This is a genomic window from Streptomyces sp. NPDC054849 (assembly GCF_053610945.1).
In genome coordinates this window covers 1-13,341 of sequence record NZ_JBSGZI010000017.1, presented here as the reverse complement: position 1 = coordinate 13,341, position 13,341 = coordinate 1, and the positions used below count along the sequence as shown (strand labels likewise).

11 protein-coding genes and 3 pseudogenes are annotated in these 13,341 nt (G+C 70.4%); 8 read left to right on the top strand and 6 right to left on the bottom strand.

Annotation, left to right across the window (positions count from 1 at the left end):
• Positions 1-20: 20 nt before the first annotated feature.
• Positions 21-161: pseudogene (locus tag ACWGIF_RS10545) on the bottom strand (recombinase family protein); the annotation flags it as partial.
• A 132-nt stretch (positions 162-293) separates the two neighbouring features.
• Positions 294-974: a response regulator gene (locus ACWGIF_RS10540; RefSeq protein WP_453494076.1), complete on the bottom strand. Its 681-nt coding sequence runs from the start codon at positions 972-974 to the stop codon at positions 294-296.
• Between the two features lie 264 nt (positions 975-1,238).
• On the opposite strand from ACWGIF_RS10540, the gene ACWGIF_RS10535 reads away from it, so the two are divergent.
• The 4 genes from ACWGIF_RS10535 to ACWGIF_RS10520 all read left to right on the top strand — a co-directional run bounded on the left by ACWGIF_RS10535 (position 1,239) and on the right by ACWGIF_RS10520 (position 6,449).
• Positions 1,239-2,210: an ATP-binding cassette domain-containing protein gene (locus ACWGIF_RS10535; RefSeq protein ID WP_453494073.1), complete on the top strand. Its 972-nt coding sequence runs from the start codon at positions 1,239-1,241 to the stop codon at positions 2,208-2,210.
• On the top strand, positions 2,207-3,025 hold the full coding sequence (locus ACWGIF_RS10530) for an ABC transporter permease (protein ID WP_453494070.1): 819 nt from the start codon (positions 2,207-2,209) through the stop codon (positions 3,023-3,025). Before ACWGIF_RS10535 ends, ACWGIF_RS10530 begins: the two co-directional genes overlap by 4 nt.
• A 152-nt stretch (positions 3,026-3,177) precedes the next feature.
• Positions 3,178-4,833 carry a sensor histidine kinase gene (locus ACWGIF_RS10525; protein ID WP_453494067.1) on the top strand — a complete coding sequence of 552 codons (1,656 nt, stop codon included), beginning with the start codon at positions 3,178-3,180 and terminating at the stop codon, positions 4,831-4,833.
• Between the two features lie 518 nt (positions 4,834-5,351).
• Entirely contained in the window at positions 5,352-6,449 is a 1,098-nt protein-coding gene (locus ACWGIF_RS10520) for a MerR family transcriptional regulator (protein ID WP_453494292.1), read from the top strand.
• A 361-nt stretch (positions 6,450-6,810) separates the two neighbouring features.
• Here the strand turns inward: ACWGIF_RS10520 and ACWGIF_RS10515 are convergent, their stop codons facing one another.
• A complete protein-coding gene (locus ACWGIF_RS10515; RefSeq protein WP_453494064.1) occupies positions 6,811-7,776 on the bottom strand; it encodes a pentapeptide repeat-containing protein in 966 nt (321 codons plus the stop codon).
• Between the two features lie 470 nt (positions 7,777-8,246).
• Here ACWGIF_RS10515 and ACWGIF_RS10510 point away from each other — a divergent pair, with 470 nt between their 5' ends.
• On the top strand, positions 8,247-8,762 hold the full coding sequence (locus ACWGIF_RS10510; RefSeq protein WP_453494061.1) for a DUF4158 domain-containing protein: 516 nt from the start codon (positions 8,247-8,249) through the stop codon (positions 8,760-8,762).
• 205 nt (positions 8,763-8,967) lie between these two features.
• Here ACWGIF_RS10510 and ACWGIF_RS10505 read toward each other — a convergent pair whose 3' ends face one another.
• Positions 8,968-9,585, bottom strand: coding sequence for a TetR/AcrR family transcriptional regulator C-terminal domain-containing protein (locus ACWGIF_RS10505; RefSeq protein WP_453494058.1), 618 nt, complete (start codon positions 9,583-9,585; stop codon positions 8,968-8,970).
• 68 nt (positions 9,586-9,653) lie between these two features.
• Between ACWGIF_RS10505 and ACWGIF_RS10500 the strand changes: the two genes are divergently transcribed.
• Positions 9,654-10,922, top strand: coding sequence for a beta-ketoacyl-[acyl-carrier-protein] synthase family protein (locus ACWGIF_RS10500; protein ID WP_453494055.1), 1,269 nt, complete (start codon positions 9,654-9,656; stop codon positions 10,920-10,922).
• An 87-nt stretch (positions 10,923-11,009) separates the two neighbouring features.
• Here the strand turns inward: ACWGIF_RS10500 and ACWGIF_RS10495 are convergent, their stop codons facing one another.
• A complete protein-coding gene (locus ACWGIF_RS10495) occupies positions 11,010-11,555 on the bottom strand; it encodes a phosphotransferase (RefSeq protein ID WP_453494316.1) in 546 nt (181 codons plus the stop codon).
• A gap of 54 nt (positions 11,556-11,609) precedes the next feature.
• Here ACWGIF_RS10495 and ACWGIF_RS10490 point away from each other — a divergent pair.
• A pseudogene (locus ACWGIF_RS10490) lies at positions 11,610-11,735 on the top strand (Tn3 family transposase); the annotation flags it as partial.
• Positions 11,736-11,766: 31 nt separating this feature from the next.
• Complete coding sequence (locus ACWGIF_RS10485; RefSeq protein WP_453494313.1) at positions 11,767-12,243, top strand: hypothetical protein; 477 nt, start codon at positions 11,767-11,769, stop codon at positions 12,241-12,243.
• Between the two features lie 23 nt (positions 12,244-12,266).
• Here ACWGIF_RS10485 and ACWGIF_RS10480 read toward each other — a convergent pair.
• Positions 12,267-13,125: pseudogene (locus ACWGIF_RS10480) on the bottom strand (IS5 family transposase); the annotation flags it as partial.
• Between the last annotated feature and the right edge of the window lie 216 nt (positions 13,126-13,341).

The window sequence follows — 13,341 nt, the reverse complement described above, 5'->3', positions numbered from 1 at the left end:
CGGCCGCCGTGCTTGCCCTTACGGGCCGCGGTGTCGAGCCCTTCCAGCGTCGACTCCCGGATGTTCTCCCGCTCGGTCTCCGCCATCGCCGCGAAGAACGCGAACAGAAGGCGGCCGTGCCCGGTCGGGTCGTAGATCCCGGCCACGGGACCGGCGAGCATCTCCAGGACTCGGCGGGGCGGAACGTTGTTGAGGTGTGACGCCAGGCTAGCGGGCGCCGCTGCGCCACCCCCAGGCCCAGGCACTTCTGTGGCCAAGGGCTGATCGGCACTCGGCGGGACGCTGACACCCAGTCAGCGGGGGCGTGGCGGGACCAGGCCGGCCTCGTACGCGGAGATGGCCGCCTCCACCCGGTTGCGCGCGCCCAGCTTCGCGAGCACCGCGCTGACGTGCGCCTTCACCGTGCCCTCGACCAGGTGCAGCCGGCTCGCGATCTCCGCGTTGGACAGCCCCGTCCCGAGTCCGGCCAGCACCTCGCGCTCCCGTTCCGTGAGTCGCTCCAGCGAGCGGTGAGGATGTGCCGCCCGGTGCGCGCGCAGCCCGGCGATGACTCGGCCGGCGACCCGCGGGGACAGGTAGGCGCCGCCGGCTCCCACCGCCCGTACCCCGTTGAGCAGTTCCCTCGGGTCGTCCGCCTTCAGCAGGAAGCCGTCGGCGCCCTCCTCCAGGGCGCGGGTGACGTACTCGTCCTGACCGAAGGTCGTCAGCATGATCACACCGACCGCCGTCGGCTCTCGGTGGAGCCGCGCCGCTGCCGTCAGCCCGTCCAAGCCGGGCATCTGGATGTCCAACAGGACCACGTCCGGCCGGTACAGGCGGGTGAGCGCGATGGCCTCGTGCCCGTCACCCGCCTCGGCGACCACCTCGACATGCGGGTCCCTGGCGAGGATGGCCCGCACACCCGCCCGGACCATCGCCTCGTCGTCGGCCACCAGGACCCGGACCGGTCGGCTGCTCGGTGTCGTCTCTTCCACGCGGTGAGCCTACGGCCGACGCACCACCGTGCGAACGGCAAGCCCCACAGATCCGCCCCGGGTCGGGGCACACCCCCGACGAAAGGCAGGACGCTGCTGCCGTTCGACCAATGGGCGCCGACGCCGCGGTCTCCTAGCGTCGTTTCCGTACGGGAAACGAGGCGTCCGCCCCCGGGCCAGGCCCACCACGCGTCGGTCGGTGTGCACCACCGTCGACTTCCGCGTGCTGTATTCCGCGGTCCGCCACCGACGTGAAGGAACTCCGTGATCACCCTCCAAGGACTCACCAAACGCTATGGCGACACCCTCGCCGTGGACGAGCTGACACTCGACGTCCAGGCCGGCCGCGTGACCGGCTTCCTCGGCCCCAACGGGGCCGGGAAGTCCACCACGATGCGCATGATCCTGGGCCTGGACCACCCCACCCGCGGGCGGGCCCTGATCGCGGGCCGCCCCTACGCGGACCTGCGACGGCCGCTGTGTGCGGTCGGCGCGATGCTGGACGCCCGGGCCGTCCACCCAGCCCGTACCGCCCGCACACACCTCGTCGCCCAAGCCCGGGCAAACGGCATCCCGGTACGCCGCGTGGACGAGGTACTGGAGACGGTGGGCCTGACCAATGCGGCCCGGCGGCCGGCCGGCACATACTCGCTCGGCATGAGCGGGCGACTCGGGGTAGCGGGCGCCCTGCTCGGCGATCCGCCGGTACTCGTCCTGGACGAGCCGGTCAACGGCCTCGACCCGGACGGCGTGCGGTGGATCCGCCGGCTCGTCCGTGACCGGGCGGCGGAAGGACGCACCGTTTTCCTCTCCAGCCATCTGATGAGCGAGATGCAGCTGACGGCCGACCATCTCGTCGTCATCGGACGTGGCCGACTGCTGAGCAACACCTCCATGACGGAGTTCCTCGCTGCCGCCTCTCCCGCGTCGGCGCGCGCTGTGGTGCCCGACCCCGGGGAGCGGGCGACGCTGGTCCGTCGCCTGATGACGGCTGACGGGGTGAGTGTCGAGACGTCCGCGTCCGGCGAACTCACCGTCGAGGGCCGCACCGCCGCCGAGATCGGCGACCTGGCCCACCACTGCCGGGCCCGGTTGCACCAGCTGAGCGACGTCCGGGTTTCGCTGGAGCAGGCGTACATGGACTTGACCGCGCGCAGCGTCGAGTACACGACGGGCGGCAGAGGCGCGGACACGACCGACGCGGCCGCAGCGCCGAACGAAGGGGGACGACAGTGACCACGACGACGACAGCCGACGGGCGGACGGCCCCGCCCCGGGCCGTGCCCGACACCCCTGTCCAGGGCGCACCCGGTGGCTTCGCCGGGGCGATCGCCTCCGAATGGACCAAACTGTGGTCCGTCCGGGCCCCTTATCTCTGCCTTCTGGCGGGCCTCGCGATCACCGGCGTCTTCACCTACTACTACGCCTCGATTGCACGCATCAACGGGCATCCGATCCAGCCCGCCGGGAACGCGGCGGCCTCCTCCGCCGTCCTCGCCCAGTTCGCCGTCGTCGTCCTGGCCACGGTCGCGGTGACCTCCGAATACTCGACAGGGAGCGTGCGGGCTTCCCTGCTGTGGGTGCCCCGGCGGCACCGGGTCCAGGCGGCGAAGGCACTGGTGGCGGCCGTGGTCGCGTTCGTCGCCGGCACCACGTTCGCCGTCGTGGGCACGGCGGTGGCCTGGGTGGCGTTCGACGGACGGGCTTCCATCGAGGCAGGCCCGAGCCTCCAGCAGGTCCTCGCGGTCGGTCTCTACCAGGCGTTGGTCGCCGTCCTGACCGTCGGCGTGGCGTTCGCCACGCGCCACCCGGCCGGCGCGCTCTCGATCCTCGTCACACTCCTGTGGGCACTGCCGAGCATGCTCTTGGGGCTCGGAGGCCGGACGCTCGCGGACGTCAACGACCATCTGCCGCACGGATCCGGAGACCACTTCATGCGCATCGGCGCCGAGGCCCCGTACACGCCGGCGACGGCGGTCCTGATCGTGGCAGCGTGGGCCGCGACCGCGCACCTGATCGGCCTGTATGTCCTGCGCCGCAGGGACGCCTGACCCCGCGTCGGAACCCGCTCGGACCCCCTCACCGTGCCCACCCCCTCGTAGGCGTCCGGGCCCGTCCCACAGAATCGACCCGGGCAAGTGACATGCATCGAAAGGACAGTCGACGCGCCATGCTGCACACGCGCATACCCCCAACCAGGTCCATGCGCGGTGACGTGGCCCTGTGGGGCGTGCTCGCCGCCGCCACCGGCTACGGGTTCCGGGAAGCGGGCGCGGCGTCGCTGGTCCTAGACCTACTCCTCCCGTTGGCCGTCCTGGCGGTGGCCGTACCGCTGTCCCGCCGCCGACCGGGGGCCGCGGTCGTCCTCGTCAACGGGCTGTGCGCGCTGGGCCTGGCCGACTCCGCGACCCCCGCCAACGCCCACGTCTTGTCGTTGGCCGCCGTGAGTTGTCTGCTGGGCGCCAGGGTCGCCGCGGCACGCCGCCCGCTCCTGGTGCTCGCCGGGTGCCTCGCGGCCGATCTCGCGACGTGCGCGGTGCTGCGGACGCAGGCCGTCTGGTGGTTCTACGCGCTGACCGTGCTGCCCGCCGCCCTTCTGCTGCCCTGGCTGGCCGGACGGCACTGGCGCGGCCGACGCGAACTCGTACGGGAGGGCTGGCGGCTGGCCCGGAGCCTGGAAGAGCGGCAACACCTGGTCGCGGAGCGGGCGCGGCTGACCGAACGCGCGGACATCGCGGCCGACATGCACGACTCTCTCGGCCACGCCCTGAGCCTGGTCGCTCTGCGCGCCGGGGCCCTGGAACTCTCCCCCGACCTCACGGACCGCGACCGCACCGACGTCGCCGAGCTGCGCGGGACGATCGCGGATGCAGTGGAGCAACTGCGGGAGACCGTTGCCGTCCTGCACGACCCGGCTGGAACGCAAACAGATGCGGGCCTGCCTCTCAACGACACTGTCGAGGACCTCCTCGGACGGGCGGCCGCCTCCGGGGTGCCGGTGCGCTGGGAGCGGCGCGGGGCGGTGCCCACGCTGTCCCCGCTGGTCGAGCGCGGGATGTACCGGGTGGTGCAGGAGGCCCTCACCAATGCCGTGAAGCACGCGTCGGACGGTGCGATCCGGGTGCGGATCACACACGAGGCCGACCGTACCCGCGTGAGCGTCGTGAACGCCGCCCCGCCGGCTGACGGACCGGCGCACACGGCTGAAGGTCCGGCGACCTACATCGGCCGCCGGGGACTGACGGGGCTTCGGGAGCGGGTGACGGTCCTCGGCGGCTCCTTGCGGACCGGGCCGTACGAAGGCGGGTTCCGCGTCACCGCCGTCCTCCCGCACCAGGCCACGGCCCGCCTCGGGACATCGGCGCCGAGACCCGGGACGGCGCCAAAAACGCCGGCCTGGACCCGAGGGCAGCACACCGGGTCCGCGTTGCCGTCCGAGACTGCTCTCCACCCGGACAGGGACACCGTCACACCGGAGTCCGCCAAGCGGCTCGCCTACGTACGGAGCGCCGCCCGCCGCCGCTCCGTCGCCGCCTTCGCGGCGCCTGTCGCCGCAGCCGCCTTCTTCGTGCCCGCCGCCGTCTACCTGGCCTGGCAGCTGACGACGAGCGTGCTGCCGCCATCCCGGTTCGACGAGCTGACCACCGGCCGGCCGCGCACCGAACTCGCCCCTCTGCTGCCGGCCCGCGCCTTCCCCTACCCGCCCGACCACGCCCGTTCCGCGCCCCGGCCGCCCGGCGCCACATGTGAGTTCTACCGTTCCGGCCGCGACCTGTTGGACCAGGTCGACCTCTACCGGCTTTGCTGGTCCGGCACCACGCTGGTGGCGAAGGACACCGTGCCCGCAAGCCGGCCCTGACCACCCGTCGGGGAGCGTTTCTCAGCGAGTCACTGCGGGTGCCTGGTGTGTGCGAAGTGATGGCGAGCACGATCGCAGTTGCCGCAGTCGCCTGCGGGCGGTAGGCGGTCTGGCGGCAGGCGGGCCGGTCGTAGATCGAGTCACGCCGGTGACCGAGCGCGAAGCAGTGGCCGCAGACTCAGCGCACGACATCCTCGGTCTCCCAGCCGAGGTGTGCCACAGGGCGATGGCGACAGCCTCCAAGCGGTGGCGGCGCCACCGCAGGTGCGCGACTTCTCCTAAACGTCCGCGAACAGGTCGGCGGGCAGCTCCAGCCGCCTCACCCGCTCCAGCTTGTTCACCTCCGCGCAAACTCTCCAGGCCGGAGACCCCGGGCCTTCATCTCGGCGAAGTGCGACCGGCTACAGGAGCCGCCTAGGACCGCTGCTTCGCGTTCGGCTCTTGCTGCCGTGAGCGAGGCTCTTGACCCTCACGTGGCGTCAGGCTGCATAGTCGGTGCCGTGGAAGATCACTGGACCGTGGGACGCGTAGCTGAGCTGGCCGACGTGAGCGTCCGCACGCTGCATCACTATGACGAGATCGGGCTCGTTCGGCCGTCGGCGCGGACCGCGGCCGGGTACCGGGCCTATTCGGCGGGCGACGTGGAGCGGCTGCGGGAGGTGCTGGCCTATCGGCGGTTGGGATTCGGGCTGCGGGAGGTTGCGGAACTGGTCGGCGACTCGTCCACCGACGCGGTCGCGCACCTGCGCCGCCTGCGCGGCCTGCTGCTGGAGCGGCGTGATCACGCTGACGCCATGGTGGCCTCCATCGACAGGGAACTCGAGGCACGGGCGAAGGGACTGAAGGTGACGCCGGAGGAGCAACTGGAGATGCTCGGTGCACAGCTGTACGACAAGATCGGCGGCGCCTACACCGCGACACGGCGTACCGATCCGCGGATCGCCGCGCAGATCCGGGACGCGCTCGGGGACGCGCAGACTGTGCTGAACGTCGGTGCCGGCACCGGCTCCTACGAGCCTGCTGATCGCGACGTGACCGCGGTGGAACCATCGCCGGTCATGCGGGGGCAGCGGCCTGCCGGCTCGGCGCCGTGCGTGGCCGCCGCCGCGGAGAGCCTGCCGTTCGAGGACCACTCCTTCGACGTTGCGATGGCCGTCTCCACCGTCCACCACTGGAGGGACCCGATAGCGGGGCTGCGCGAGATGCGGCGTGTGGCCCGCCGCGTGGTGGTGCTCACGTTCGACACCGACGAGCCCGGATGGCAGGACCGGTTCTGGCTTACGCGCGACTACCTGCCCGAGTTCGCCGGTGTCCTCGCAGAATTTCCCTCGCTTGTTGGGATGGCCGATGCGATCGGCGCCCGTGCTGAGCCGGTGCCCATCCCGTGGGACTGCGCTGACGGCCTGTTCGAGGCGTATTGGCGCCGACCGGGGGCGTATTTGGAGGATCACGTGCGTCGTGCGATGTCGGTGTGGACGAGGGTCGGGCCGGAGGCCGAGCAGCGGGCGGTACGAAGCCTCGGCGACGACCTCGACTCCGGCCGGTGGGCCGAGCGCAACAGCGACCTCGCAGACGTCGACGCGGCAGATCTCGGCCTCCGCCTGCTCATAGCTTGAATGGACGCCGGTCGCGGTCCTCGACCAGCCGGTGGCTGCCCTGCTGCGCGCTGCCGGCCGCTGAAAGGCCAATGGGTGAGCGCCTCCGGGTTCGGTGTGGATTGCGACATCTCCACCGATCCGAGGAGGCCCTCGCGGCCCACCGTAAAGCAGACCTCCTTCAAGCACTGGAATGTTGGCGACGTCCCGGCCGACGGCCGTGGACGACGGCTGGACCGTGCGCCGGGCCGTGGGACGCGCGGGTGGCGACGCCGAGCGGGCCGACGATCTCGGGGTCCTCGCAGTCGGCGGCCGGGCGCACGGCGGCCTGGGCCGCGGGGCTGCCGGTCTGGGATGTTCTCGAGGCCGACGGTGACCGCGATCAGTCGTGCGGCAGCCCGAGCGCGCCGGTCCGCTTTGCCCCGTTCAGTTTCACACCGGCCAGCTTGGCGCCACGGAAGTCTGCGTTGGTCAGGTTGGCGCGGGTGAGGTCCGCGTTGCGAAGGTCCGCACCCGTCAAGGTCGCGTGGCTGAGGTTCGTGTCGCTCATCTTGGCGTTGCGAAGATCAGCGCCGTCCAGGCTGGCGTATGCCAGGTCCACGCAGTCCGTTCGCTCGATCTCATCGATCTCATCGATCTCACCGGTCTCATGGTTCTGAACAATGATCGATCCTCCGCAGATCACGTCTGCTCCGCGAAGGTTCGCGTGCTTGAGCGTTGTGGCGCCGAGGCTTGCCCCCGCTAGATGCACTCCTGTGAGATCGGCTCTCTCCAGCTCAGCGCCGTCCAGGTTCGCGTATTGGAGGTCCGCCTGGCGGAGGTCCGCGCCGTTCAAATAGGCATAGCGCAGGTCCGCTTTGTTCAGACTCACCCCGGGGAGCGCGATGGACGTCTTGCCAGGGAACCGGAGGCCGCGGAGATCGGTGTTGCTGAGGTCGATGACCGCCCCGGCGTCGCGGTGGGGGTCGCGTCTGGCCAGCGTGGTGATCGCTGCCTGGACGTCTGGCTTCGGCACGTGATCGTAGGTGCGGCCATGTGGTTCCTTCAGGCTCTTGGTACTCGATCCAGCGTGCTGCTGCGCGAAGGCGGCCAGGACGGAGACGACCGTGGGGTGGTCGCGGACGGAGTCCTGCATGATGCGCTGCAAGGCGTAGATGCCGCCCAAGCGGATGTCCAGGGATTGCGATCCCAGATTGCCGACTGCTGCATTGAACCGGCTGGTGATCTGTCCGTGCTCTGAGATCCGCAGTTCCTTGCTGGCTTGTCCTACCTGCATCCACGTGAACAGCAGGGCGCCCAGTGCGGCGAGCCCCGGCAGGCTGACTGCAACCAGACCAACCAGCTGCATCCGATCTTGGGCCTCTGCCCTGGGCTCCCTTGATCGGCCATGGTTCCGACGCCGGCGGACGCGACGCCGACGAGCGATTCGACGGAGCCCGTCGAGACTCAGATTCCCAGCCATCCGCTCATCGCATCTCGCTGCGTAGCCGTCAGCAACTCTCGCTACTCCAGACAGACCGGCATCACTCGGTGATCCGAACCCGCACACGAGGACACGAGGGCCTGTGCGGGTTGCCGGGTGGCACGCGCTGTTCTCCGAGAGGCTCGCCACCTGATGCCCGTCCCAGGGTGCGATTGGTCCGGTGGTCCTGCACCTCGAAGAGGCACCGATGTCCTATCCCTGACCCACGGTGAAGAGTAGCCGTTGGTCCTCGGCTCTCCCCGTTGCTTCACGTTCGGCCTCTTCGTTAGGCCGAACGAGTAGTCGACGTCGGAGGGGCGGGGCCGTTCACGCGCCGGGAGTGGTCGTCCGAGGACGTGGTGTCGTGCTGGACGCCGGTGGGCGGTGACTGGGACCTGGTCTCGAACAAGTCCGGACCGACCCGGCTCGGCTTCGTGCTGATGCTGAAGTTCTTCGAGCTGGAGGGCCGGTTCCCCCGGCTCGTGGAGGAGTTCCCGCCGACTGCGGTCGATTACGTGGCCGGCGTGGTCAAGGTGCCGGCCGAGGACTTGGCGAAGTATGACCTGTCGTCCGGTCAGCGAAGGGTCACCGTACGCAGATCCGCGAGGCGCTCGGGTTCCGTCCGGCGACCCGCGCCGATGAGGAACGGTCGACTGCTTGGCTCGCCGATAAGGTCTGTCCGCTGGAGTTGGTGGAGGACCGGCTGCGCGAGGCTTTGCTCGTGCAGTGCCGCATCGAGCCTCCGGGCCGTATCCAGCGGATCGTGGCGGCGTCGCGGGCGCGGGCTGAGCGTGTCTTCTGCGTGCAGACCGCCGCGCGCCTGCCAGCCTTGTCCACGTCAACACGCTGCTGGTGCAACAGATTCTGGCTGAGTCGTAAAAAGCCCTTCGCGCGGCGCCTACTTTGCATCGTGGGTCAGGGATAGGACAGCGGGGCCGGCAAGGGCAGCCAGGTGGTGACGGCCGGGACCGGCTGCGCTGGCTGGAACAGCAGCGGGCCGCCCAGGGCCCCGAACGCGACGATCCGGCCGTCTGCCCGCCGGTACCGCCGGAAGCCAACCAACGGGCAGCACCGCTGCTAGCCGCGCTCGGGGGCCTCATGGACGGTCAGTGCTCCGGCGAGGTCCAGGTCGGTGACGCTGCCGTTCGCCCCGGCGCGGACGAGCAGCACCGCGCCGAGCGCGGTGCTCCAGAACGTCCTGGTCTCCACGCTGAGCGGTCGGCGGGTTCTCCAGCCGCGGTTGTCGATGAGCTGGCCCATGAAACGTTCGGACTGCCGGAACAGCAGCTGGAGGTGACGGTCAACCACGGGGGCGAGCTCGGGCTTGGAGACACCGGCGGCGAGTGCCCGCGCGACCGATGGGAGCGAGGGCATGGCCAGGACGGCGCGGGCGATGTTGCGCCGGAACGCCGCCGGATCGGGGGCCTGGCGACCGATGCGTTCGATCCGGCGGGCGTCGTGCAGCAGGCCGAGGAAGGCGGCGTGCACGAGCAGCGAGTCCTTGGAACCGAAATAGTAGGTGACCTGGTTGGGGAAGACGCCCGCCGCGTGCGCGATCTCCGCGACGCTCACCTCGGCCCCGGGCCGCTCCTTGCAGAGCTGCGCGGTTGCCTCGATCAGCCGGCGCCGGGTCGCGCGACCGCGGTCCCGCGACCGGGCCGGCGTCGATCGTGCTTCGGTTCGCTTCTTCTCCACGTCTTAATTGTATGTGATACAACAAGCCCCGTTGACTTGTACCGCATACAAGAAAGGTCCAAGGGAAAATGCACCGGACTGAAGCCGTCGTGACCGGACTCGGCGCGATCACCCCACTCGGTGGAGACGTGGAGTCCACCTGGGACGCCCTTCTCACCGGCGAGTCCGGCATACGCCGCGGCGTCCTGCCGGGCCACGAGGGCACCGGCCTTCCCGCCACCGTCGCGGGCACCATGGCAGTCGACCCCGCCGAGCGGCTGCTGCCGGTGCAGGCCAGGCGGCTCGAGCGCTCACAGCAGGCAGCCCTCACCGCGGCGGCCGAAGCCTGGGCCGATGCCGGCGCCCCGGAGGTGGACCCGGACCGGCTCGCATCGGCGATCGGCACGGGCATCGGTGGCGTCGGGACACTGCTCAAGCAGGACGACGCACTGGAGACGGCCGGGGTACGGCGCGTATCGCCACGCACGGTTCCGATGCTCATGCCCAATGCGGCGGCAGCACTGATCAGCATCGAATACGGCGCGCGGGCCGGGGTCTACACGCCCGTCTCGGCATGCTCCTCCGGCGCCGAGGCGATCGCCCTGGGCGCCAGGCTCATCCGCGCCGGCGAGGCGGACGTGGTCATCGCCGGCGGGACCGAAGCCGCGATCACCCCGGTCACCGTCGCCGGCTTCACCCAGGCACAAGCACTGTCGCGGCACACCGGCGAGCCCGCCTCGGCGTCACGGCCGTTCGCCGCGGACCGCAGCGGATTCGTCATCAGCGAAGGCGCGGCCGTCGTGGTGCTCGAAAGCGCCGAGCATGCCAGCGCCCGAGGCGCGCACGTCCACGCGGTGCTCGCCGGCGCCGGAATCGCCGCCGACGCCCACCACATCACCGCGCCCGCTCCCGACGGCTCCGGCCAGATCGCGGCCATGCACAAAGGGCTCGCGCAGGCAGGCCTGACCCCCGAGCAGATCAGCCACATCAACGCCCACGCCACCGGAACCGAGGTCGGTGACGCCGCCGAGGCACGGGCGATCGGCAAGGTCTTCGGCCGCGCCACCGTGACAGCCCCCAAGGCGGCCCTCGGCCACCTCTTCGGCGCCGCCGGCGCCATCGAAGCCCTCATCGCCGTCCTCAGCGTGGAGCACGGCGTCATCCCGCCGACCCGCAACCTCACCGTGGCCGGCGTCGGTCCGGACATCGACCTCGATGTCGTCGCAGAGCGACGAGAGGTCCCCCAAGAGGCCGTGCTCAGCAACTCCTTCGGCTTCGGTGGACAGAACGTCTCGCTCATCGTCACCGACGCACGGCACCATGCATCCCGAACGGCCTCCACCACGCCACGACCATGACCCGCGCCGTACGGCCTTCGCCCCCTGACCGCCTGCGGTAAGGGCTTGCAGCGCCACAGAGCCCCTGCAGATGACGTCGGGGGCGGGCTACAGCTTGGCCAGGTGCTCGCGCACGGGGCTGGCCAACTCGGCGTAGAAGTCGACGCGGTCCTGGGCCTGGAGGACCTGGGCGCAGACGGTCAGCAGGCCGGTGCGGGCCTCGGGCCGGTCCAGGACCGGGGCCAGCTGGGCCCGGATGCGGGCGGCCGTCTCGGGGGTCAGCAGCGCGTACACGTACAGGGTGGCGGCGTCGTATCCGTACGGGGTGCGGCCCCATCCTTCCCAGTCCAGGATGTGCGGGCCGCGGGTGACGTTGCCGTAGTGGAGGTCGCCGTGGGCGGTGGTCCAAGTGACGGCGTTAACCTGGTGGCCGGTGAACTCGGGGGTGACGCGGCGCAGGTACTCCTCGCGTATGACCTCGCGGTCCGTCGGCGGCGGGACGTCGGCGAGGGCAGCGACCATCTCCTTCCACCACGTCTCGGGCAGGCCGGGGTCCTCGTCGAGGACGGGGCGCGGGGAGACCATCGGGTCGGGGGCGACGGCGTACAGATCGACCTGGTACGTGTAGGACTCGGTGGTAAACGGAATGGCCAATAATTCAACGATCCGCCCGTGCTCCGCGAACGCCGCCCCGAGCGGGGTCGGGCGGCCGTCGCGTCCGGCGCCGTCCGCGCGTACGACGTGATCCGGATGCTCTCCCGCGACGGACGGCCCACCCCGCTCGGCGACGCGATCGCCCACTACGGGCGGATCGCCAAGACCTTGCACATCCTGCGCCACGATCCTTGAGGCGCACCGCCTGGTCGTGTGGACCGCCTGTCGGGAGGCGCTGGACGAGGTGGAGCGCCCGGAGTTCGCTGAGCAGGTGTCCATGCTGCGCGCCTGCCTGGACGTGGCCCAGGCCGGGCACCCTCGCGGCGCACAGGCGTTGGCCGCATCGGTGTGGGACACGACGGTGCGCGGCCTCGTCCGGGCCGCACCCTCGCTGCAGTCGAACCCAAAGTGGTTCCAGTACAAGGACCTGACGGGGCTGCCGAAGGCCGAGGAGGAGCAGACAGTCCGCAGGTTCCGGGTCGCCTCCCTGTTCGCTCCCTTCGAGAAGGCGTGCCAGCGCTTCACCTGGACCACGCCGGTACCGGCCTCGTTCAGCCGGCGCGCCACCACGCACGCCACTGGATCGACGCAGTACACCGTGGTGAATGCCACCATCGCGGTGATGCGGGCGGTCAGCCTTCTGCGGGGCCTGGAGGCCGATCCCTTCGAGGTGGCCATCCACGCGTAGGGCCTGTTGTGAAAGTGCTGGTCAAGCCATTCGTTGATGGCTGCGACCAGCACTGTCGCTTCGTAGCGGACAGCGAGTTTGTCGTACCGAGTGGCGACAGCTCGGTGGCGCTTGAGCCGGTTGATGCCGCACTCGACCGCGTGCCGCTGCTTGTAGTCGTCTCTGTCGAACTTGGGGGGCCAGCCGCCCCGCGATCCGTGCCTGAGCCGGTTGCGGACCCGGTCAGCAGGCACTGGGATCGTGGCCTTGATACCGCGTCTGCGCAGGTAGGAGCGGTTACTGCGGAAATCGTACGCCTTGTCGGCCCGGACCCGGTCCGGTCGCTTGCGCGGTCTGCCACGCCCGATCCGGGGAACCCGGATCGCTTCCAGGACTGGCTCGAACTGCGGTGAATCGCCCCGCTGTCCGGCCGTGATTACCACCGACAAGGGCTTCTGTCCCTGCTCGACGGCGAGGTGAATCTTGGTGGTCAGGCCGCCCCGGGAGCGTCCGAGGCCGTGATCGGCTGGCTCGACCGTGACACCGCCGGGCGGTTGCTTCTGGAGGTCTCCCTTTTCGCAGCCCCGGCGGCGTGCTGGTGGGCCCGGCAGACGGTGGAGTCGACGTTGACGTCCCAGGTGATCAGGCCCTTGGCATCCGCCTCGGCCTGGAGCCGGGTGAGGATCCTGGCCCAGGTTCCGTCCCGCTGCCAGCGCCGGAGGTCGTAGACCCGGTCCCACGGCCCGTAACGCTCGGGCACGTCCCGCCATGGGGCGCCGGTGCGGGTCCGCCACCGTATGCCGTCTATCAGCTGCGGTCGCGTCCACACCTGCGGCCGGCCCGGCTTGATGCCCCGCGGCAGCAGGGGCTCAAGCCGGGATTAGTCAGATCCCCACGTCCCACGGGACGTGATCATGGCTCAACAAGATCCACTTTTGCAACAGACTCTAGTCTTCTGAGTCAGGAATTCCGTTCAGATGTATAAGCTTGGTCTGTGGCACGTACTGGGCGGCCGAAGGCCGAGTTGATCCTGTCCGGTGAGGAACGGGCTGCGCTCGAGGGGTGGGTGCGGCGTCGTTCCACGCCGCAGGCGTGGGCTCTTCGGTGCCGGATCATCCT

Coding starts and splice junctions, on each gene's coding strand:
- ACWGIF_RS10500 (WP_453494055.1), top strand. CDS start 9,654: ATGCACCGGACTGAAGCCGTCGTGACCGGACTCGGCGCGATCACCCCA.
- ACWGIF_RS10515 (WP_453494064.1), bottom strand. CDS start 7,776: ATGCAGCTGGTTGGTCTGGTTGCAGTCAGCCTGCCGGGGCTCGCCGCA.
- ACWGIF_RS10525 (WP_453494067.1), top strand. CDS start 3,178: ATGCGCGGTGACGTGGCCCTGTGGGGCGTGCTCGCCGCCGCCACCGGC.